Source organism: Streptomyces zaomyceticus (assembly GCF_014656215.1).
Taxonomy (GTDB): Bacteria; Actinomycetota; Actinomycetes; order Streptomycetales; family Streptomycetaceae; genus Streptomyces; species Streptomyces zaomyceticus.
Map to the genome: position 1 here is coordinate 18371 of NZ_BNBZ01000005.1, position 20520 is coordinate 38890.

A 20520-nucleotide genomic window follows, 5' to 3' on the forward strand; every position below is an offset into this window, starting at 1 on the left:
GTTCCCGCAAACCTCGCCGAACTCTTGTGCGGGAACGTTCCCGCATCAATACTCGCTCCATCCCCCAGTGCCCGTCCACAACACCCGTAAAGGGGTGGGTCTGCATGCGCATGCCCAGATTCGTCGCCCTCGTCTGTACCGCCGCGCTCGCGGCCTCCCTCACCGCCTGCTCCGGCGCCACCCGGCCCGGGGCCGGTGCCACCGGCGGTGCCGGCTTCGAGGTCACGCCGACCTCACCACCCGCCCGGGGCACCCTGGACTCCTTCACCTGGTCGCTGTACGCCGAGCCGTACACCCTCGACTACGCCCTCGCGTACGACTACCCGCCGAACACCGTGCTCGCCAACGTCTGCGAGCAGCTGCTCCGGGTCACCCCCGACCTGAGGATCGAGCCCGGCCTCGCGGTCAAGTGGGCGCGGCCCGACCCGCGCACCCTCGTCTACACCCTGCGCCCCGGGGTGAAGTTCCACGACGGCACCACGATGACCGCCGACGACGTCGTCGCCTCCATCGAGCGCCAGCGGGACCCGGCCACCGGCTCCCCCTGGGGCTCGGCCTTCAAGAACGTCGACTCCGTGGAGAGGACCGGGCCCCTGGAGGTGACGATCCGCCTCGGCAAGCCCGACGTCCTGCTCCACGAGCTCATGGCAGCCTCACCCGGAACCGTCGTGAGCGCCGCCTCCCTCACGAAGGAGGGCAAGGACTACGGCACCCCGAAGGGCGCCCTGAACTGCACCGGCCCCTTCGCCCTGGAGAAATGGGCGCAGGGCGACAGCATCACCCTGCGCGCCAACCCCGCGTACTGGGACGAGAAGCTCGCCCCCAAGTCCCGCTCCGTGAAGTTCACCTTCGTCGAGGACCCGGCCGCCCGCTCCAACGCCTTCCTGTCCGGCACCGCCGACGGCGGCTACATGGTCCCGTCCACCGCCCTCGCCCACCTGCGGACCGCCGGCAAGGGCTCGCTCCTCTTCGGCCCCAACACCGCCGCCGCGAACCTCGCCGTCCTCGACTTCCACGGCCCCCTCGGCGACCGCAGGGTCCGCGAGGCCCTCTCCATGGCGCTCGACCGGAAGAACATCATCAAGGCGGCGGCCGGCGGCGTCGGCCTCCCCGCCAGGGCCCCCGCCGCGCGCGGTGCCTGGGCGCTCGTCCCGGAGAAGACCCCGGCCCTCTACGACACGCTGCCCGAGCCGGTGTACGACATCGAGGGCGCCAAGAAGCTGGTCGGGGAGGCCGGTGCGAGCGGCCGCTCGATCACCGTCGTGACCAGCTCCCTCGCCCCCGAGATCAGCATCGTCGCCAACGCGGTCCAGGCGGCCGGCCGCCGGATCGGCCTCGACGTCACCCTCAAGCCCGTCTCACCCGACGCGTACAGCAGCATCTTCGTCGACCCGAAGGCCCGCGAGGGGATCGACCTGGTCATCACCAACGGCTACGACAACACCCCGGACCCGCTGGAGTTCTACCAGTACCTGCGCACCGGCGACTTCGGCAACTACGGCAACTGGTCCGACGCCGAGTTCGACGTCGCCTTCGACCGGGCCAACACCGAGCCCGACCCCGGCAAGCGCGCCGAACTCACCGCGGAACTCCAGAAGATCGCCCTGCGCGAACTGCCCGTCATCCCCGTGTACGAGGCGCCCTACTCGGTCTTCCTCGGCAAGCGGATCACCGGCGCACCCACCGGCATCGCCCAGCTGTACTACCCCTGGGCCGCGACGATCGGGGCCGCGCAGAAATGACCCGCTTCCTCCTCGGACGGCTCCTGGGCCTCGTCGCCGTGGTGTTCGTGACCTCCGTCGTGGTCTTCGGCACCATCCACCTGGCCCCCGGAGACCCCGTCACCTTCCTGCTGCACGGCCGCCCCGCGACCCCCGAGGCCGTCGCCGCCCTGCGCGCCGAACACCACCTCGACGACCCCCTCGTGGTGCAGTACGGCAGCTGGCTCGGCGGCGTCCTGAGCGGAGACCTCGGCCGCTCCGCCCAGTACCACCAGGACGTCACCGCCCTCCTCGGCTCCCGGCTCCCCGGCACCGCCCTCCTCGTCGGCTACGCGGCCCTCCTCGTCGCCGTCCTCGGGGTGAGCGCCGGCATCCTCGCCGCCCTGCGCCCCGGTCTCCTCGACCGGATGGTGCTCATCGGCACGGGCGTCGCCACCGCCACCCCGTCCTTCGTCACTGCGATCGTCCTCGTCTCGCTCTTCTCCGTGCAGCTCGGCTGGTTCCCCGGGCCGGGCGGCGGCGCCGCGGAGGGCCTGGGCGCCCGGCTCCACCAGCTCACCCTCCCGGCGTTCGCCCTCGCCCTGACCTTCATGGGCCTGCTGGCCCGCGTCACCCGCTCCGCGATGCTCGACGAACTCGGCCGCGAGCACGTCGAGGTGGCGCGTGCCCGGGGCGTCGCCGGCCGGACCGTGGTCCGCCGGCACGTGCTGCGCAACGCGCTGGGCCCGGTCGTCACGGTCGGCGGGACCATGCTCGCCGGCCTGCTCATCAGCACGTCGATCGTGGAGACCGCCTTCGACGTGCCGGGGCTCGGCTCCCTGCTCGTGCAGTCGGTCACCGCCCAGGACTTCGCCGTGGTCCAGGCGGTCACCCTGCTCAGCGTGGTGGCCTTCGTCCTCGTCAACCTCGCGGTCGACCTGCTCGCCCCGCTCATCGACCCCCGTCTCTCCCCCGGGGAAGGCCCCTCATGACCACCACCCTCACCTCGGTGCCGTACCGCAGGCCGGGCCTGCGCGGACTGCGCCTCTTCGGCCGGGGGCCCCTGTTCGCGATCTCGGTCGCGGTGCTCGCCGCCCTCGTCCTCGTCGCCGTCCTCGCACCCGTCCTCGCCCCGTACGACCCCGAGGCGCTCGACCTCTCCGCGAGCCTCGTCGGCACCACGGGCGACCACCTCCTCGGCACCGACCAGTCGGGGCGGGACATCCTGTCCCGACTGCTCCACGGCGCCCGCACCGGACTCCTCGGGCCGCTCCTGGTGGTCGGTGTCTCCACCCTGCTCGGCACGCTCCTCGGCGTGGTGGCGGCCTGGCGGGGCGGCTGGGCCGACGCGGTGCTCTCCCGCTCGATGGACCTCGTCTTCGCGATCCCGGGACTGCTCCTCGCCATCCTGCTCGTCTCCGTCGTCGGCCCCGGCATGACCGCACCCGTCATCGCCATGGCCGTCGCCTACACCCCTTACGTGGGCCGGCTGGTCCGCGGCATCGCCCGGCAGGAGAAGGCACGCCCGTACATCGAGGCCTATGTGGTGCAGGGCTGGTCCGGCCGGACCGTCTGCCTGCGCCACCTCCTGCCGAACATCGCGCCGACCGTCTTCGCCCAGTCCGCGATGAACTTCGGATACGCGCTGATGGACCTGGCGGCCCTGTCGTTCCTCGGCTTCGGCGTTCAGCCGCCCACCGCCGACTGGGGCGCCATGATCAACGAAGGCCAGGGGGCCGTCCTCCAGGGCGCGATGCTCCCGGCGCTCGCGCCGTCCGCGTGCATCGTCCTCGCGGTCGTGGCCTTCGGCATCGTCGGCGAGGGGCTCGCCGACCGGATCGCCCGGAGGGAGAAGTGAACGCCATGACCAAGACACCGACCACACCCGTCCTGGAGATCGAGGACCTCGGAGTACGGCTCCCGGACCACCGGGCCGCCCGGCCCGTCCTGGACGGGGTGAGCCTGACCGTACGGCCCGGGGAGACCGTCGGCCTCGTCGGCGAGTCCGGCTCCGGCAAGTCGGTCGCCTGCCGCAGCGTCCTCGGACTCCTGCCCCCCGGCGCACACACCACCGGCCGGGTCCTGGTGTCCGGCCGGGACGTGCTGACCCTGCGCGCCAAGGAGCTGGCCGCGCTGCGCGCCCGCGAGGTCGCCATGGTCTTCCAGGACCCGCGCGCCTCCGTCAACCCGCTGCGCCGCGTGGGCGACTTCCTCACCGAGGGGCTGCGCGCCGCGGGCACCCCCGCCGACCGGGCCGCCGAGCGCGCCGAGGAACTCCTCGACGCCGTCGGCATCCGCGACCCGCACGGCGCCCTGCGCCGCTTCCCGCACCAGTTCTCCGGCGGCATGCTCCAGCGCGTCGTCATCGCCGCCGCCCTCGCCGCCGAACCCGCCCTGCTGCTCGCCGACGAACCCACCACGGCGCTCGACGTCACCACCCAGGCCGAGGTGATCGCGCTCCTGGCCCGGATGCGGGCCGAGCGCGGCACCGGGATGCTCTTCGTCACCCACGACCTGGAGCTGGCCTCGGCGATCTGCGACCGGGTGTACGTCATGTACGCGGGCCGGATCGTCGAGAGCCGGTCCACCGACGAACTCTTCGACCGCCCCCGCCACCCCTACACGGCGGGCCTCCTCGCCTGCACCCCGCGCATCGGGGCGGGCGCGCCCCCGCCCCGGCCCATCCCGGGCCGGCCGGTGTCGCTCGCCGAGACCCCGCCCGGCTGCGCCTTCGCCGCCCGCTGCCCCCACGCGGTGCCGCGCTGCGCCGAGGAGACGCCCGCACTGGCACCGCACGGCGAGGGGACGGCCGCGTGCCACCGCGCCGAGGAAGGAATCACGCTGTGACCGAGGGACTGGTGGTCGAAGGGCTGAGCAGGCGCTACGGCCGGCACAAGGCCGTCGACGGGGTGTCGTTCACGCTGCCGCCGGGCGGCTCGCTCGCGATCGTCGGCGAGTCCGGCAGCGGCAAGACGACGACGGTCCGGATGATCGTGGGCCTGGAACGCGCGGACGGCGGCACGGTCCGGCTCGACGGCCGGGACCGCACGGCCCGGGCCCGGGGCCGTGCCGAACGGCTCGCCCGCGCCCGGGAGATCCAGATGGTCTTCCAGGACCCCTATCTGTCCCTCGATCCCCGGGTGACGGTGAGCGACTGCCTGGACGAGGTGCTGCGCCTGCACACCGGTCTGGACGGCTCCGCGCGCCGGGCGAGGGTCGCCGAACTCCTCGACCAGGTCGGACTCGGGGCCCGCGAGGCGGCGGCCCTGCCCCGTGGTCTGTCCGGCGGACAGCGCCAGCGCGTGGCGATCGCGCGCGCCCTCGCGGTGGAGCCCCGGGTCCTGGTCCTGGACGAGGCGGTCGCCGCGCTCGACGTGTCGATCCAGGCCCAGATCCTCGAACTGCTCCGGGACATCCGCGCCGGGGCGGGCATCGGCTATCTGTTCGTGACCCACGACCTGGCGGTCGTACGGCACATCGCGGACGAGGTGCTGGTCCTCCGATCGGGCGAGGTCATGGAGTCGGGGCCGGTGGACCGGGTGCTCGACGCGCCGGACACCCGTACACCCGACTTCTGTTGAACTCCGTGCCCCGACGCGGCGCCGGCGCCTGGGGCCGGACCGGCTGAGCGCGCGGGCACGGGTGCGTCAGCCGGCGAGGCCGGCACCCAGCCGGTCGCGGGTGGGCGCCAGGCGGGCACCCGGGACGCCCGGCGGCGCCCGCCCCGCGGCTCAGCCCCGCTACCCGCCTCCGCCGTCCTCGGCGTCGACGAGCAGCACCACATGAAGCGTCCGAGGGCCGTGCACCCCCTCCACCCGGTCGAGTTCGATGTCGCTGGTCGCCGAGGGGCCCGAGATCCATGTCAGCGGGTGGCCCGGGTCGAGCCGGGGCAGTGCCCGCGGAACCGAGGCGACGATCTGGTCCGCCGTCCGTACGACGCAGATGTGCAGGTCGGGCACGAGAGTGAGGGAACGGCGGCCCTGTCCGGGGCCGCCGTCCAGGACGATCGTGCCGGTCTCGGCGATCGCCAGGGCGCAGCCGGTGACGACCGCGTCCGTGGCGTCGAGCTCGTACGGCGTGAGCGTCGCGTCCGGCACGGCCCCCGCCGGGGACGTCCTGTCCCCGGCCGGGACCCGCCCGCCCCGGTCATGGCGCTGTTCCACCGTGGTGCGGGACAGCCAGACGGCGGGCAGACCCGGCGGGACGGCGACCGAGCCCGCGCCGTGTTCCCTCAGCAGCCTCTCCACCAGGGAGGGGAGTTCGGCTTCCGTGCCGCGGTGCACCTTCGCCCGGTAGTCGGCGAGGTTCTCGTGCAGGAGATCGAGGAGCGCGGCCGGGTCGTCGGCGGTGTGGGCGGTGGCGTAGCCCCGTGAGGGTGGCGGGACGTCGGGGGCGCCGGCGAGCGCCGCCCGGACGCGGCCCAGGATCCGATCGCGGGAGGAGGGCGTCGTGGGTGAGCTCATGAGCGGTTCTTCCTCCACCAGTCGCGGAACGGTTCGGCGGGCATCCGAGGCAGATCCCTGCTGTCGGTCCACCCGCTCGCGCCGGGCAGTCTGCCGGGGTGCAGCCCGCGCGTCCTCGCCGCGACACGCTCGCCCGCCGCCAGGACCCCGGGACGGTCGAGGACCCAGCCCGCCGCCTTGACGGCGGCCTTCTCCAGCCGGTGTCCCCTGCCGCCCCGGTCGGCGACCTTCTCCCTGAGGTGGACGAGGACTTCGGGGATGTCGATGGCGACGGGGCAGACGTCGTAGCAGGCACCGCAGAGGGTGGAGGCGTAGGGGAGCGAGGCGTCGATCTCGCTCGTCGTTCCCCTCAGCTGAGGCGTGAGGACGGCGCCGATGGGCCCCGGGTAGACGGAGCCGTAAGCGTGTCCGCCGGCCCGCTCGTACACCGGGCAGACGTTGAGGCAGGCGGAGCAGCGGATGCAGCGCAGCGTCTGTCGTCCGACCTCGTCGGCGAGCACGTCCGTGCGTCCGTTGTCGAGGAGCACCAGATGGAAGTCGGAAGGTCCGTCGTCGTCGCTCGTGCCGGTCCACATGCTCGTGTACGGGTTCATGCGCTCGGCGGTCGACGAACGGGGCAGCGTCTGCAGGAACACCTCCAGATCCCGCCAGGTCGGGACCACCTTCTCGATGCCCACCACGGAGATCAGCGTCTCGGGGAGGGTGAGGCACATGCGGCCGTTGCCCTCGGACTCGACGACGACCAGGGTGCCGGTCTCGGCGACCATGAAGTTGGCGCCCGAGATGCCGACCTTGGCCCGCAGGAACTTCTCCCGCAGGTGCAGCCTGGCCGCCTCCGCCAGCTCGGCGGGGCTGTCGCCGAGACCCTCGGGCGCGGGGCGGCCCCATTTGCCCATCTCCGAGCGGAAGATGTCGCGGATCTCCCCCCGGTTGCGGTGGATGGCGGGGACCAGGATGTGCGACGGGCGGTCCTCGCCGAGCTGCACGATGAGCTCGGCGAGGTCGGTCTCGTACGCGGTGATCCCCTCGGCCTCCAGGGCTTCGTTGAGACCGATCTCCTGCGTGGCCATCGACTTGACCTTGACGACCTCGCTCTCGCCGGTCGCCTTCACCAGGTCGGCGACGATCCGGTTGGCCTCGGCCGCGTCCGCCGCCCAGTGCACCGTCCCGCCCGCGGCGGTGACCGACTCCTCCAGCTGGACCAGGTAGTGGTCGAGCCGGTGGAGCGTGCGGTCCTTGATCTGCTTGCCGGCCTCGCGCAGCTCCGCCCAGTCGTCGAGTTCGGCCACGGCCACCGCTCTCTTGTCGCGGATCGTGCGGGTGGCGTGGCGCAGGTTCGCCCGCAGGGTGTCGTTCCCCACGGCCTCGGCCGCGGCCTCGGGGAAGGCCGGCATACCGATGAAGGCCCGCCCGTCGCCCGGCCCCCGCCCGTCCACGCGCGCCGACGCGCGCGCCTTCTCTTCCTTCACGTCAGGGGCTCCTCTTCCGTGCTCGCGAGAATCTCGGCGATGTGCAGCGTGCGCTGCGGGGCGTCCCGGCGGCGCAGCATGCCGTCGATGTGCAGCAGACAGGAGTTGTCCGCGCCGCACAGCACCTCCGCTCCGGTCGACAGGGAACGACGGATCTTGTCGGCTCCCATCGCCGTGGACACGGCGGGGTTCTTGACCGCGAACGTGCCGCCGAAGCCGCAGCACTCCTCCGCACCCGGCAGCTCCACCAGCTCCAGCCCCTTCACCGCCCGCAGCAGTCTGCGGGGCCGCTCGCCCAGGCCGAGCACACGCAGTCCGTGACAGGAGGGGTGGTACGTCACCGTGTGCGGGAAGTACGCCCCCACATCCGTCACCCCCAGCACGTCGACCAGGAACTCCGTCAGCTCGTACGTCCTCGGGACGAGGGAGTCGGCGGCGTCCGACAGCGCGCTGCCGCGCCCCTCGGAGCGTGCCTTGCGGCCGATCCGGGGGTAGTTGTCGCGCACCATGGCGACGCAGGAAGCGGACGGGGCGACCACATGGTCGTAGCCCTCGAAGGCCCGTGCCGTGCGGCGTACCAGGGGCTCGGTCTCCCGGCGGTAGCCCGTGTTGAACTGGGGCTGGCCGCAGCAGGTCTGGGCGGCGGGGAAGTCCACGGACACGCCGAGGCGTTCGAGCAGCCTGACGGTGGCGATGGCCGTGGACGGGTGGACCGCGTCGTTGACGCAGGTGGCGAAGAGGGCGACGCGCATCAGGAGTTCCTCGGGACGGGGTCGAGTCGGGTGGCGGCCGCGTCCCAGGCGGCGCCGTCGCCCCGGGGGGCGTAGTGCCTCAGGAGCTGCGTGGACGCGACGAGCCGGCGCATGGCGGGGAGGTCGCCGACCAGACCGGCGGCCCGGGCCCGGACGAGGATGTTACCCAGGGCCGTGGCCTCGGCCGGGCCCGCGACGACGGGCAGCCCGGTGGCGTCGGCGGTGAGCCGGCAGAGCAGGTCGTTGCGCGAACCGCCTCCGACGAGATGGACATGGGTGATGTCACGGCCCGCGAGCTCGGAGGCCCGGCGCAGGGTGCGCCGGTGGGCCGGCGCCAGGCTCTCCAGTATGCAGCGGACCACGGCTCCCCGGCCCTCGGGTACGGGCCGGCCGGTACGGGCGCAGAAGTCCCCGATACGGGCGGGCATGTCGCCGGGGGCGAGGAACTCCGGCGCGTCCGGGTCGACGACCGAGACGAACGGCGCCGACCGGGCGGCCTCGGCGAGCAGCGAGGAGAGGGGGACGGGCCCGCCCTCCCCCTGTCCCAGGTGTGTCGGCATTCCTCGAGCAGCCACAGGCCCATGATGTTGCGCGGATAGCGGATCGTGCCGTCGACACCGCGCTCGTTGGTGAAGTTCGCCGCCCGGGACTCCTCGGTCAGGACGGGGGCGTCCAGTTCGAGCCCGGCCGGCGACCAGGTGCCGCACGAGAGGTAGGCGAAGCCGGGAGCGTTGGCCGGTACGGCGACGACGGCGGAGGCGGTGTCGTGCGAGGCGACCGTCGTCACCGGGGTCAGCGGGTCGAGCCCGGTGTACGCGGCGACATGGGGGAGCAGGGTGCCCGCCCCGGTCACCAGGCGTCGACGACCGGCGCGTCGGGCTCGTGCTGCCGCCAGGCGCGGTTGAGGCGTCCGAGCCGGTGCGCCGCGGCGATGCCGCGCAGCGACGCGACCTTGCCGTCGCGGACCTCGAACGCCACGGCGCCCACGATCCGGCCGTCGACCACGGCGAGCACGGCCGGAGAGCCGTTGACCGACGCGATGTGCAGGGCGGGCGAACCGCCTGCCAGTCGCCGCTTCGCGGGCGTGGGCCTGAAGCCGGCCCGTACGTAGGAGGCGACGCGCTCGCGCGTCGTGTACCGCAACAGACGCTTGGCCAGACCGGCACCGTCCGAGAGCGCCGTCACGTCATCGGTGAGCAGCGCCACCAGCCGTTCGGTGCGCCCCGACGTGGCGGCGACGAGGAACTCCTCGACGACCCGGCGCGCGGACGCGGGGTCGGCCTCGGCGCCGCGGCGTCGATCGGCGGCGACCCGGATCCCGGCCCGGTGGACATGCTGCTGGCTCGCGGACACGGTGATCCCGAGGATCCCGGCGATCTCGGCATGACTGTACGAGAACGCCTCGCGCAGCACGTAGACGGCCCGCTCGACCGGGGACAGGCGCTCCAGCAGGGTCAGTACGGCCAGGGACACCGATTCACGCTGCTCGAAGGTGTCGGCGGGGCCGAGCATCGGGTCGCCCTCGAGGAGCGGTTCGGGCAGCCAGGCGCCGGCCGCCCGCTCGTGGCGTGCCTGCGCCGAACGGAGCCGGTCGAGGCAGAGATTGGTGGCGACCCTGGTCAGCCACGCCTCCGGTACCTCGACCCGCTCGCGATCCGCTGCCTGCCAGCGCAGGAACGTGTCCTGCACCGCGTCCTCGGCATCGGCGGCCGAACCGAGCAGACGGTACGCGAGCGAGGCCAGCCGGCCCCGGCTGGCCTCGAACCGATCGATGGCTGCGCTGTCCATGCGGCACAGACTAGGTCGTCGGAGACGGCCGGGACGCGACCGGGACAACGCCGGGGACGGGTGGGCCGGCAAGGCGCCGCGGGCGCTTCGGCATGCCGAAGGTCGGGTGGGCGATGCCCCACCCGGCCCCCGAGAGCACGCCCGCCTTGAGTCGCGCGGCGGTGCGGCCGCCCAGGTACCAGGACGCGGCCCGGACCTCCGCGTCCACCATCTGGAAGATCGCGTCCCGCCGTCCGAGGCTGATGTGGTTGCCGTGGTACTTCAGCCCGGTCAGTGGGACCTCGTCGCCCGTGAGCCGCGCGACGATCGCCGCGGTCGCCTGCATGTTGGTGAAGCCGGCCGAGGCGCAGGACATCGGCAGCGGCCGCCCGTTGTCCCCGATCGCGTAGGCGGAGTCACCGGCGGCGTAGACGTCCGGGTGCGAGACCGAGCGCATGGAACGGTCGACGACGATCCGGCCGTTCTCCGCGACCTCCAGGCCACCGGCGGCCGCCAGGGGGTGCACGGCGAAGCCGGCCGACCACACGGTCACATCGGCCGGGAGGGCCCTGCCGTCGGTGGCGATCGCACGCGCCGGCTCGACGGCCTCGATGCCGGTGTGCTCGTGGACGGTGACGCCGAGCCGGTCGAAGGCCCGGCGCAGATGACGGCGGGCCCTCGCGGAGAGCCAGGCGCCCGGTTCGCCGCGGGCGGCGAGCGCGACCGAGAGGTCCGGCCGGGACTCGGCGAGCTCGGTGGCGGTCTCGATGCCGGTCAGTCCCTCGCCGACGACCAGCACGGTGCCGCCCTCGCCCAGGGCGGAGAGCCGCTCGCGCAGCCGCAGCGCCGAGGACCGGCCGGTCACGTCGAAGGCGTACTCGGCCGCGCCGGGGACACCGTGGTGGGCGACGGAGCTGCCGAGCGCGTAGAGGAGGGTGTCGTACCCGAGCTCGCCCTCGCCGTCCTCGCCGGTCACCGCGACGGCCCTGCGCTCGGGGTCGATGCCCGTGACCCGGGCCAGGCGCAGCCGCACCCCGGTGCCCGCGAACACGTCGGCGAGCGGGCGGGTCGCGAGGTCCTGGCCGGCCGCGAGCTGGTGGAGCCGCATCCGCTCCACGAAGTCGGGCACGGCGTTGACGACGGTGACCTCGACGTCGGAGGAGGAGAGCCGGCGGGCCAGGTTTCCGGCGGCGAAGGCCCCGGCGTATCCGGCGCCGAGTACGACGATGCGGTGCTTCATGGCGTGGCTCCTGTCGTGTTGGCGTGCTCCTTGAACGAGACGGCCCGCCGATTGCTGACAGGCGGGGAGTGTGACGCGCGTCACCGGGCGGGGAGGGGTGTCGCAGCGGCGGCAAACCCTTTGCGGACCACGGCTGCCCTTGCTACGTTGCCGGAGGCCGTGCGAGAGAACGAGGAGGTGGTACCCGTGAACACAGTCTTCACGTGGGTGCTCTCCTCCGGGGTCACGGTCGGGCGATAGGTCGTCCGGGAGCGCCGTTCAGAGCTCTCCCGAAAGGCACGACCATGCGGTTCACTTCCGAACAGCGCTTCGACGACGGCGTCCTCGAGCGCGAATTCACCCTCGGCGAGATCCCCGGCACCCTGTGGACACCGGCGTCCGCCGCACCGGCCCCGCTGATCCTGATGGCCCACAACAACGGCCTGCCGAAGGGGGCGGCCCGACTGGTGGCCCGGGCCCGGCACTCCGCGGCCCACGGCTACGCGGTGGCCACCATCGACGCTCCCGGGTGCGGCGACCGGCCCCGTTCCGCCGCCGACGAGCAGGCCCGCGCAGACATCGGCCGGGCGATGCGGGCCGGCGAGCCGGTCGACGAGATCTTCGAGGCCTTCATCGGCCCCCTGGTCGAGAAGGCGGTCCCGGAGTGGCGGACCACCTTGGACGCCCTCCTCGCGCTGCCGGAGATCGACGGCCCGGTCGGCTACTCGGGGTGGACCGCCGTGGGGATCGGGCTGGCGGCGGTCGAACCGCGCATCAGGGCCGCCGGACTCTTCGCCGGGGGTTTCGTGCCCCGCGCCCAGCGCGAAGAGGCCCGGCGGGTCACCGTCCCGCTGCTGTTCCTCCTGCAGTGGGACGACGAAGGGAACCCCCGGCAGCGGGCCCTGGACCTGTTCGACGCCTTCGGCAGCACGGAGAAGACGCTGCACGCCAATCTCGGCGGACACGTCGGTACCCCGTGGTTCGAGGTGGAGGACGGGAACCGGTTCTACGACCGGCACTTGAGGTGACGTGACGTGACGTGACGTGACGTGACGTGACGTGGGGCCGGGCCGCAGGGCCGCCGGGCCGGCGGTCGGTTCGGCATCGGCTCCGGCGGCCCGGTCCGCGGCGGCGGAGCCGGTGCCGCCCGTGCCGAGTCCGCCGGACTCGGCGTGGCCCCTCTACACGGAGGTGTCGGTTCTACACGGAGGTGTCGGTCGGCTCCTCGTCGGAGGAGACGATCGACACCTCCAGCTTGCGCAGCAGTCGTGCCAGCTGACGGCGTTCGGAGGGCGACAGCCCGGCGAGCATCCGGCGCTCGTTGTCGAGGTGCTCGGCGAACACCACGTCCACCGTCGCCAGACCCTTCTCGGTGAGGCGGGAGTAGACGACCCTGCGGTCGTCGGCGTCCCGTTCCCTGACGATGAGACCGTCCTTCTCCAGGCGGTCGATCCGCAGGGTCACTCCGGCCGACGACACGAGGCCCGAGTCGGCGAGCTGCCCGGCGGTGAGCCGGTGGGGGTGCCCTGCCCTTCGGAGCGCGGTGAGGACGTCGAAGCCCGCCACGGACAGACCGTGGCGCTCGATCGAGGTGGTGAGCCGCGTGCTGTAGCGCAGGAAGGAGCGGTGGAGACGGGCGAGGACCTCCAGCGGGCTGGTGTCCAGCTCGGGCCTCTCCCGCGCCCAGTCCTCGATCACGCCCGCGACCGCGTCCCGGTCGGACGGCCTCGATGCGGCCATGTTCTTCCCCTCGTCCGGCGTCGTCCCCCGATGTGCCTCAGCGCTGAGAATCTTAGTGCTGAGGCGATGGTGGCGACACGCCGCACCGGCCGGGGACCCCGCGTGCCTCAGGCGTTGAGCTCCTCCAGCGTCCTGCCCTTGGTCTCCACGGCGAAGCACGCGATCGCGGCGCCCACGGCGGCGACCACCGCGAGCTGTGCGAAGACGAGGGACAGGCTGCCGCCCGCTCCGATGATCGCGCCGACGGTCACGGGGCCGAGGATGACGCCCAGCCTGTTCCACACACCGCCGAACGCGGCGCCCTTGGCCCGGTTGGAGGTGGGGTACAGCTCGGGGGAGTACAGGTAGAGCCCCGCGTTGATCGCGTACAGGAAGAAGGTCGTGCAGGAGGCGAAGACCGCCACCTGACCGCCCGAGGTGGCGCCGGCGAGGGCCAGTACCCCCAGGGAGAGCACGGTGCCGACGAGCGCGCCCACCAGGGCGGGCCTGCGGCCGACCCGGTCGATCAGGAGGGCGACGACGAACGTGCCGAGCAGCCCGGTCACGTTGCTGAGCAGGCTGTAGACGAGCGCGGTGGTCAGATCCAGGCCGAAGGTCTTCGTGTAGAGCGAGGGCAGCCAGGTGGAGATGCCGTGGTTGACGTAGTACGCGACGAACCACAGCCCCGACACGACCACGGTCCGCCGGAGGTAGCGGCCCCGGAACAGATCGCCCAGGCGGCCGCCCGCCGGCTCGTCGGCCAGGTCGGCGGCGGGGGCGGGCAGCGCCTCGGCGGTGGAGCGGGCGACCTCGGCCTCGATGCGTGCGATGACCTCCTCCGCCTCACGGACCCGTCCTCGGGACAGCAGCCAGCGCGGGGACTCGGCGACCTGGCGGGGGAGTGCGGCGGCGAGCAGCACCGGGACCGTGCCGATGACGAACATCGCGCGCCAGCCGAAGTGGGGGACCACCCAGACGGCCACCAGCGTGGCCGCCGCGAGTCCGGCGGGGAAGATCATCTCGTACAGCAGGACGAAGCGTCCGCGCTTGTCGGAGCGGGCGATCTCGTTGATGTACGTGGCGGCGACGGGTACGACTCCGCCGATGCCGAGGCCCTGGACGAACCGGAAGAGCGAGAAGGTCTCGATGCTGCCGGAGAACGCGACGGCGAGGCTGGCGAGGCCGGTGACGCCGACGCCGAGGGCGACGGTGCGGACGCGGCCGATCCTGTCGCCGAGCCAGCCGGCCGCGAGGGCGCCGAGCAGCATCCCGATGGAGGCGGCGGTCACGGCGAGCGTGGCCTGTCCTGTGGTGAGGTGCCACTCCTTCATCAGGACGGGCAGCGCCGACGCGGCGAGGAGCTGGTCGAACGCCTCGAAGAAGGTGACGGCGCCGATCAGGAACCGGACTTTGACGTGCCACCGGGAGTGCGGAAGCCGTTCGAGTCGCGCGGCTACGGAGCCGAGGGCCTGCTTTCCGGCCACAGTCGTCATGGAGGGGGTCCTTCCGCGGGCAGGGGAGTTGCCGAGACAGTAGGGGGCCTTATCTAAGCGGTCAATGGTTAAGCGCCTAGAGATCTCTGTCTCGTCGGCCCGGTAGCCATCTTCTGCTGCGCGAAGGGCGTGCTCAAGGCCCATTCGGCAACGATCTCGGCTCGGGGGCTTGTCGAGAAATAGTTAAGCGCTTAGATTTCTAGCACTTCGACGATTCCGGTCCCCGGATCGCGCCGGACCCCGTCCGTGCCCGGAGCCAACTCCCCTTCCGCCCCCGCCCGGAGGTCCACCCGTGCCGCTCCTTCCCACCGACATCCTGATCGCGGGCCAGTGGCGACGCGGTGCGGGCGAGCCCCTCGACACCGTCGATCCGGCGACCGGACGCGTCCTCGCCACCGTCCACTCCGCCTCCGCGGCCGAGGTCGCCGAAGCGGCCGAGGCCGCGGCCCGGGCGGTCGCCGACCCCGCCTGGCGGGACCTGCTCCCCCATGAGCGCGCCCGCCTCCTGTGCCGGATCGCCGAGCTGACCGAAGAGGCCGCCCCCGAGCTCGCCGCCGTGCAGACCGCCGACACCGGCAAGACCCTCACCGAGACCCGGGCCCTCGCACTCAGCGCGGCCGGCACCTTCCGGTACATGGCCGCAGCCCTGGAGACGGCCGAGGACACGGTCACGCCGTCCCGCGGCCCGTACGTCACCATGAGCGTCCACGAACCGATCGGCGTGGTCGGCGCCATCAACCCCTGGAACTCCCCGGTCGCCAGCGACGCGCAGAAGATCGCCCCCGCGCTCGCCGCCGGCAACGCCGTCCTCCTCAAGCCCGCCGCCTGGACCCCGCTGGTCTCCCTCGCCCTCGGACGGCTGATCACCCGGGCGCTGGAGGAGTTCGCCCTGCCCACCGCCCTGCTGTCGGTGCTGCCCGGCAGCGGGAGGATCGTCGGCGACGCCCTCGTACGCCACCCCCTCGTCGCCCGGATCGGGTTCACCGGGGGCACCGCGACCGGCCGGTCCATCGCCGCGATCGCCGGCGAGAAGCTCGTCCCCGCCTCGCTGGAGCTGGGCGGCAAGTCGCCGACGATCGTGCGCGCCGACGCCGACATCGAGCAGGCACTGGCCGGGGTGCTGTTCGGGATCTTCTCGTCCAGCGGCCAGTCCTGCATCGCCGGATCGCGGCTCTTCGTGGCACGCGAGATCCACGACGCCTTCGTCGGAGAGCTCGTCGAGCGGGTCCGCACGCTCCGCGTCGGCCCCGGCACCGATCCGGCCACCCAGGTCGGCCCCCTGGTCCACCACCGCCACCGCGACGCCGTCGCCGCCTACGTCGACCTCGCCCGCTCCGAGGGCGCGCGCGTGCTGTGCGGCGGATCGGCGCCCGCGGGGGAGCGGTACCAGGACGGCGCGTACTACCTCCCGACCGTTCTCGACGGTCTGGCCAACACCTCCCGCACCTGCCAGGAGGAGATCTTCGGCCCGGTCCTCGTCACCCTGCCCTACGACGACGAGGACGACCTCGTCCGCCAGGCCAACGACTCCGTCTACGGGCTCGCCTGCGGCATCTGGACCCGCGACCTGCGCGCCGCCTGGCGGATCGCCCGCCGGATCGAGGCCGGCACCGTCTGGATCAACACGTACAAGCAGTTCAGCGCCGCCACCCCGTTCAGCGGATGGAAGGACAGCGGCCTCGGCACGGAGAAGGGCCGGGACGCGCTCCGCGCCTACCAGCGACAGAAGTCCCTGTACTGGGGCACGTCCGACACCCCCCTTCCCTGGGCCGGCTGACCGGACACGCCCGCCCGAGCCGAACGACCCGCCACCGCCCCGGCCCGAGCCGGGCGACCCGGCCCTCACCGCGAGCCGGGCGACCTGCCCCGCCCCGAGCCGTACGCCCCCGCCCGGAGCCGTACGACCCGGCCGCCCCGCCCCGCCCCGAGCCGAACGACCGCGGCACGCCCGCCCGTCTGGAGAGACCCATGCAACCGTCACCGCCCGGTCCGATCGCCCGGCTCCGCTCGCTGCGTTACGTCGAGCTGCACACGCCCGCCTTCACCGAGGCCGCCGACTTCTACGAGGAGGTCTGGGGGCTCGAGACCGTCGAGTCCGACAGCGGCGCGCGATGGCTGCGCGGCACGGGCGACGAGCACCACGTCCTGCACCTGACCGAGCGCGAGCGCGTGGGCCTCGGCCGGCTCGCCTTCTCCGTCGCCACTCCCGCCGAGGTCGACGAGGCCGCCCGGCGGCTCGAAGCACGGGGCATCGTCCCCGTCTTCGGCCCCGGTCCGCTCGACCAGGCGGGCGGCGGACACGGGCTGCGGTTCACCGACCCCGAAGGGCGCCTCATAGAGATCAGCGCCCATGTCGAGGCGGTCGTCCCCCGCGGACGGGACGGCGCGGTCCCCGTCGGAGTCACCCACGCCGTGCTCAACACCACCGACATCGACGCCGCCGTCGCCTTCTACCGCGAGGTGCTCGGACTGCGCGTCTCCGACTGGTCCGAGCACCAGATGGCGTTCCTGCGCTGCAACGCCGACCACCACTGCATCGCCTTCAACCAGGCCGAGTGGACCTCGCTCAACCACGTGGCGTACGAGATGAGCTCGGTCGACCACTTCATGCGCGGCCTCGGGCGGCTCCGTCACCACGGCATCACCCCCCAGTGGGGCCCCGGCCGCCACGGTCCCGGGAACAACACCTTCTCCTACTTCACCGACCCCTCCGGACTGGTCTGCGAGTACACCTCCGAGGTCGCCCAGATCGTCGAGGACACCTGGATCGCCCGCGTGTGGCGGCGCGTCCCGGACCTGTCCGACCTGTGGGGGACGGCGGGCCCGCCCTCGAAGGAGATCCGCTGCCACATGGCGGGCGCGCCCGACCCCGGCCCGCTCGCCCCCGCCCCGCTCGCCCCCGTCGACGCCCAGGAGGTCACCGCATGAACACCGTGAGCACCGTACGCAAGGTCGGCATCGTCGGCTGGGGCGCGATCGGCCGGACCGTCGGCACCGCGCTCGCCGACGGCGGCGTCGATGGCGCCGAGCTGGTGTGCGTCGTCGACAACCGACCCCTCGGCGACGCGGCGCCCGCCCCCCAGGTCCCCCTGGAGGAGGCGCTGGAACTCTGCGACCTGATCGTGGAGGCCGCCGGCCAGGGCGTCGTACGGGAGTGGGGCGAGCGCGTGCTCGCCTCCGGCACCGATCTGCTCGTCGCCTCCAGCGGCGCGATGACCGACGAGGAACTCGCGAAGCGACTGCTCGCGACGGGACCGGGGCGGGTCTACTTCACCGGCGGCGCCGTCGGCGGACTCGACCTGCTCCAGGCGGCCCGCTCGCTCGGCCCGCTGGACGACGTCCGGCTGACCACCACCAAACTGCCGTCGACCCTCGAACAGCCCTGGATGGACGAGGAACTGCTCGCCCGGATGCGGACGGCGACCGGTCCCGTCGAGGTCATGACCGGCACCGCCCGCGAGATCCCGGCGAAGTTCCCCAAATCGACGAACGTGGCCGCCTCGGTCGCGCTGGCCGTCGGCGACCTGGACACTGTGCGGGTCCGGGTCGTCGCCGACCCCGCGGCGCACCACACACGCCATGTGATCGAGGCGTCCGGCGCGCACGGGGCGTACCGCTTCGAGGTCGCGCACCTGCCCGACCCCGGGAACCCGGCGACCAGCCAGGTGGTGCCGTACGCGGTCCTGCGCGGCCTCGCCGCGCTCGCCGGACGGACGGGACAGATCCTGTGAGCACCGACGGTCTCCCCTCCGTCTCCAGGGACGGCCTCCCCTCCGTCTCCAGGGACGGCTTCCCCTCCGACTCCAGAGACGGTTTCCCCTCCGTCTCCACGGAAGGCCGCCCCTCCCTCTCCGCGGACGCCCTCACCGCCCTCCCCGCGGACGTCCACATCGAGGAGGCGGGGGACCACGGCCCCCTGCTCCTCTGCCTCCACGGCATCGGCTCGTCCTCGGCGGCCTTCGCCCCCCAGCTCGCCGAACTCTCCTTGTACGCACGGGTCGTCGCCTGGGACGCCCCCGGCTACGCCTCGTCGCCCGACCCCGAAGTCCCCCTCACCCTCGACGACTTCGCGGACACGGCGGCCCGGATCATCCGGGAGCGCGGCGGCAGCGCCCATGTGCTCGGTGTCTCCTGGGGCGGCGTGATCGCCCTGCGGCTGGCCACCCTCCACCCGGACCTCGTCGCCTCGGTGATCGTGGCCGACTCCAGCCCCGGCTCGGGCACGGACGAGACGAAGGCGGCGGGCATGCGGGCCCGCGCCACCGAACTCGCCGAACTCGGCCCGCGCGCCTTCGCCGAGGCACGCGGCCCCCGCCTGCTGTCACCCGGCGCCCCGGCCGAACTGGTCCGGCGGGTCGTCGACACCATGGCCGCCTCGGTACGGCTCCCCGGCTACGGGTACGCCGCCGAGTCCATGGCCTCGGCCGATCTCCGCGCCGAACTGCCCACGGTCGCCGCGCCCTCGCTGGTCCTCTGCGGCGACCAGGACCGGGTCACCGGTATCGAGGGCAGCCAGGCCGTCGCCGGGGCCCTCCACAAGACCGCCTTCGTGATCGTCAAGGACGCCGGTCACCTGGCCAACCAGGAGCAGCCCGGGCGCTTCAACGCCTGGGTCCTCTCCCACCTCCGCATCACCGCACGCATCCCCGAACAGGAGCTGTCCCCATGCCTCTGACCACCACCGCCTACGACAACGGCGACGACCTCGCCGCGTACACCGACTCCCTCATCGCCACCAAGGACTCCCGGGTGGCCGACTTCGACACCCTCTCCTTCCAGGAGAAGGCAGGCCCGCAGTTCCGCCGCGGCCAGATCCGCTACGTCGGCTCCGGCGCCACCGGCAACCACGAGGGCGACAGCCGCATCATCCCCTCCGGCGGCTTCACCTTCTCCAACATGCTGCTGCCGCCCGGCGCCGAGGGCCCGGCCCACACCCACCACGACGTCGAAGAGGCGTTCTTCGTCCTGGAGGGCGAGGTCGAGGTCGGCATCCACCGCGGCCCCGACGAGGTCGAGTACCGGACCCTCGGGTACCGCGACATGATCGTCGTCCCGGCCGGCGTGACCCGTTCCCTGAAGAACAACGGGGACACCGACGCCCTGTTCTGCGTCGTCATCGGCACGCAGAAGCCGCAGGTGCCGACCTACCCCGAGTACTCGCCGATGCACGGCGTCACCCGTGGCTGACCTGCCCCCGGCCGACGCACGCACCGTCGTCGTCACCGGAGCGGGCCGTGGCCTGGGACTGGCCATGGCCCGCCGGGCCGGCGAGGACGGCTTCCGCGTGGTCCTCGCCGAACTGGAGCGGGAGCGGGGCGAGCGGGCTGCCGCGGAACTGCGCGCGGAGGGCATCGACGCCCACTTCGTACGCTGCGACGTCGCCGACCCGGAATCGGTGGCCGCGCTGGCGGCCGCCGTGCGGGCGATCGGCCCGCTGTACGGCCTGGTCAACAACGCGGCGCTCGCCAACGGCGTGGGCGGAAGAGAGTTCCAGGACATCGACATCGAGGTGTGGGACCGGCTGATGACGGTCAACGCCCGCGGCCCCTGGCTGGTCTCCAAGGCCCTGTACCCGCTCCTCGCCGCACCCGGCCGGATCGTCAACATCGCCTCGGACGCCGCCCTCTACGGCTCCCCGCGCCTCGCCCACTACATCGCCTCCAAGGGAGCGGTCATCGCCCTCACCCGGGCCATGGCACGCGAACTCGGCGACAAGGGGATCACCGTCAACGCGGTCGCCCCCGGACTCACCGAGTGCGAGGCCACCGAGACCGTGCCCGCCGAGCGGCACGACCTCTACCGCGTGAACCGGGCCGTCTCCCGGCCGCAGCAGCCCGACGACCTCACCGGGATCGTCTCCCACCTGCTCGGCGAGGAGTCCCGCTATCTGACCGGACAGGTGATCGCCGTCAACGGCGGCTTCACCATGAACTGAAGC

At 73.1% G+C, this 20520-nt stretch carries 18 protein-coding genes and 2 pseudogenes; 12 read left to right on the plus strand and 8 right to left on the minus strand.

Features of this window, described 5'->3' with window-relative positions:
- The first annotated feature begins 104 nt into the window (after positions 1-104).
- From IE311_RS08975 to IE311_RS08995, 5 genes and pseudogenes are all read left to right on the plus strand, one after another.
- Positions 105-1742 carry an ABC transporter substrate-binding protein gene (locus IE311_RS08975; protein ID WP_189831062.1) on the plus strand — a complete coding sequence of 546 codons (1638 nt, stop codon included), beginning with the start codon at positions 105-107 and terminating at the stop codon, positions 1740-1742.
- On the plus strand, positions 1739-2692 hold the full coding sequence (locus IE311_RS08980) for an ABC transporter permease (RefSeq protein WP_189831063.1): 954 nt from the start codon (positions 1739-1741) through the stop codon (positions 2690-2692). Before IE311_RS08975 ends, IE311_RS08980 begins: the two co-directional genes overlap by 4 nt.
- Positions 2689-3558: an ABC transporter permease gene (locus IE311_RS08985; RefSeq protein ID WP_189831064.1), complete on the plus strand. Its 870-nt coding sequence runs from the start codon at positions 2689-2691 to the stop codon at positions 3556-3558. The genes IE311_RS08980 and IE311_RS08985 overlap by 4 nt, the downstream gene beginning before the upstream one ends.
- 5 nt (positions 3559-3563) lie before the next feature.
- The gene (locus IE311_RS08990) at positions 3564-4547 is read left to right on the plus strand and encodes an ABC transporter ATP-binding protein (protein WP_189831065.1); all 984 of its coding nucleotides are present in this window, start codon (positions 3564-3566) and stop codon (positions 4545-4547) included.
- Positions 4514-5328 (plus strand): annotated as a pseudogene (locus tag IE311_RS08995) (ABC transporter ATP-binding protein). The gene IE311_RS08990 and the pseudogene IE311_RS08995 overlap by 34 nt, the downstream one beginning before the upstream one ends.
- Positions 5329-5440: 112 nt before the next feature.
- Here the strand turns inward: IE311_RS08995 and IE311_RS09000 are convergent.
- The 6 genes and pseudogenes from IE311_RS09000 to IE311_RS09025 all read right to left on the minus strand — a co-directional run bounded on the left by IE311_RS09000 (position 5441) and on the right by IE311_RS09025 (position 11391).
- Positions 5441-6163, minus strand: coding sequence for a LutC/YkgG family protein (locus tag IE311_RS09000; RefSeq protein ID WP_189831066.1), 723 nt, complete (start codon positions 6161-6163; stop codon positions 5441-5443).
- A complete protein-coding gene (locus IE311_RS09005; RefSeq protein WP_189831270.1) occupies positions 6160-7557 on the minus strand; it encodes a LutB/LldF family L-lactate oxidation iron-sulfur protein in 1398 nt (465 codons plus the stop codon). Before IE311_RS09005 ends, IE311_RS09000 begins: the two co-directional genes overlap by 4 nt.
- Before the next feature lie 71 nt (positions 7558-7628).
- Positions 7629-8384 (minus strand): (Fe-S)-binding protein, encoded by a 756-nt coding sequence (locus IE311_RS09010; RefSeq protein ID WP_189831067.1) that lies wholly within the window; start codon positions 8382-8384, stop codon positions 7629-7631.
- Positions 8384-9228 (minus strand): annotated as a pseudogene (locus IE311_RS09015) (rhamnulokinase); the annotation flags it as partial. The gene IE311_RS09010 and the pseudogene IE311_RS09015, both read right to left, overlap by 1 nt.
- Positions 9229-9233: 5 nt before the next feature.
- Complete coding sequence (locus IE311_RS09020) at positions 9234-10172, minus strand: sigma-70 family RNA polymerase sigma factor (RefSeq protein ID WP_189831068.1); 939 nt, start codon at positions 10170-10172, stop codon at positions 9234-9236.
- Positions 10173-10182: 10 nt separating this feature from the next.
- Complete coding sequence (locus IE311_RS09025; protein ID WP_189831069.1) at positions 10183-11391, minus strand: NAD(P)/FAD-dependent oxidoreductase; 1209 nt, start codon at positions 11389-11391, stop codon at positions 10183-10185.
- Positions 11392-11675: 284 nt separating this feature from the next.
- Between IE311_RS09025 and IE311_RS09030 the strand changes: the two genes are divergently transcribed.
- The gene (locus IE311_RS09030) at positions 11676-12398 is read left to right on the plus strand and encodes a dienelactone hydrolase family protein (RefSeq protein ID WP_189831070.1); all 723 of its coding nucleotides are present in this window, start codon (positions 11676-11678) and stop codon (positions 12396-12398) included.
- A 172-nt stretch (positions 12399-12570) separates the two neighbouring features.
- Here IE311_RS09030 and IE311_RS09035 read toward each other — a convergent pair whose 3' ends face one another.
- Positions 12571-13110: a MarR family winged helix-turn-helix transcriptional regulator gene (locus tag IE311_RS09035; RefSeq protein ID WP_189831071.1), complete on the minus strand. Its 540-nt coding sequence runs from the start codon at positions 13108-13110 to the stop codon at positions 12571-12573.
- Between the two features lie 107 nt (positions 13111-13217).
- Positions 13218-14582 carry an MFS transporter gene (locus tag IE311_RS09040; RefSeq protein ID WP_189831072.1) on the minus strand — a complete coding sequence of 455 codons (1365 nt, stop codon included), beginning with the start codon at positions 14580-14582 and terminating at the stop codon, positions 13218-13220.
- Positions 14583-14874: 292 nt separating this feature from the next.
- On the opposite strand from IE311_RS09040, the gene IE311_RS09045 reads away from it, so the two are divergent.
- The 6 genes from IE311_RS09045 to IE311_RS09070 all read left to right on the plus strand — a co-directional run bounded on the left by IE311_RS09045 (position 14875) and on the right by IE311_RS09070 (position 20517).
- Positions 14875-16359, plus strand: coding sequence for an aldehyde dehydrogenase (locus tag IE311_RS09045; protein WP_189831073.1), 1485 nt, complete (start codon positions 14875-14877; stop codon positions 16357-16359).
- A gap of 191 nt (positions 16360-16550) precedes the next feature.
- Positions 16551-17510, plus strand: coding sequence for a VOC family protein (locus tag IE311_RS09050; protein ID WP_189831074.1), 960 nt, complete (start codon positions 16551-16553; stop codon positions 17508-17510).
- Positions 17507-18313 carry an aspartate dehydrogenase domain-containing protein gene (locus IE311_RS09055; RefSeq protein WP_189831075.1) on the plus strand — a complete coding sequence of 269 codons (807 nt, stop codon included), beginning with the start codon at positions 17507-17509 and terminating at the stop codon, positions 18311-18313. Before IE311_RS09050 ends, IE311_RS09055 begins: the two co-directional genes overlap by 4 nt.
- Before the next feature lie 158 nt (positions 18314-18471).
- Positions 18472-19257 (plus strand): alpha/beta fold hydrolase, encoded by a 786-nt coding sequence (locus tag IE311_RS09060; protein ID WP_189831271.1) that lies wholly within the window; start codon positions 18472-18474, stop codon positions 19255-19257.
- Positions 19248-19769 (plus strand): cupin domain-containing protein, encoded by a 522-nt coding sequence (locus IE311_RS09065; protein WP_189831076.1) that lies wholly within the window; start codon positions 19248-19250, stop codon positions 19767-19769. The genes IE311_RS09060 and IE311_RS09065 overlap by 10 nt, the downstream gene beginning before the upstream one ends.
- Positions 19762-20517 carry an SDR family oxidoreductase gene (locus IE311_RS09070; protein ID WP_268257173.1) on the plus strand — a complete coding sequence of 252 codons (756 nt, stop codon included), beginning with the start codon at positions 19762-19764 and terminating at the stop codon, positions 20515-20517. Before IE311_RS09065 ends, IE311_RS09070 begins: the two co-directional genes overlap by 8 nt.
- The last annotated feature ends 3 nt before the right edge of the window (positions 20518-20520 follow it).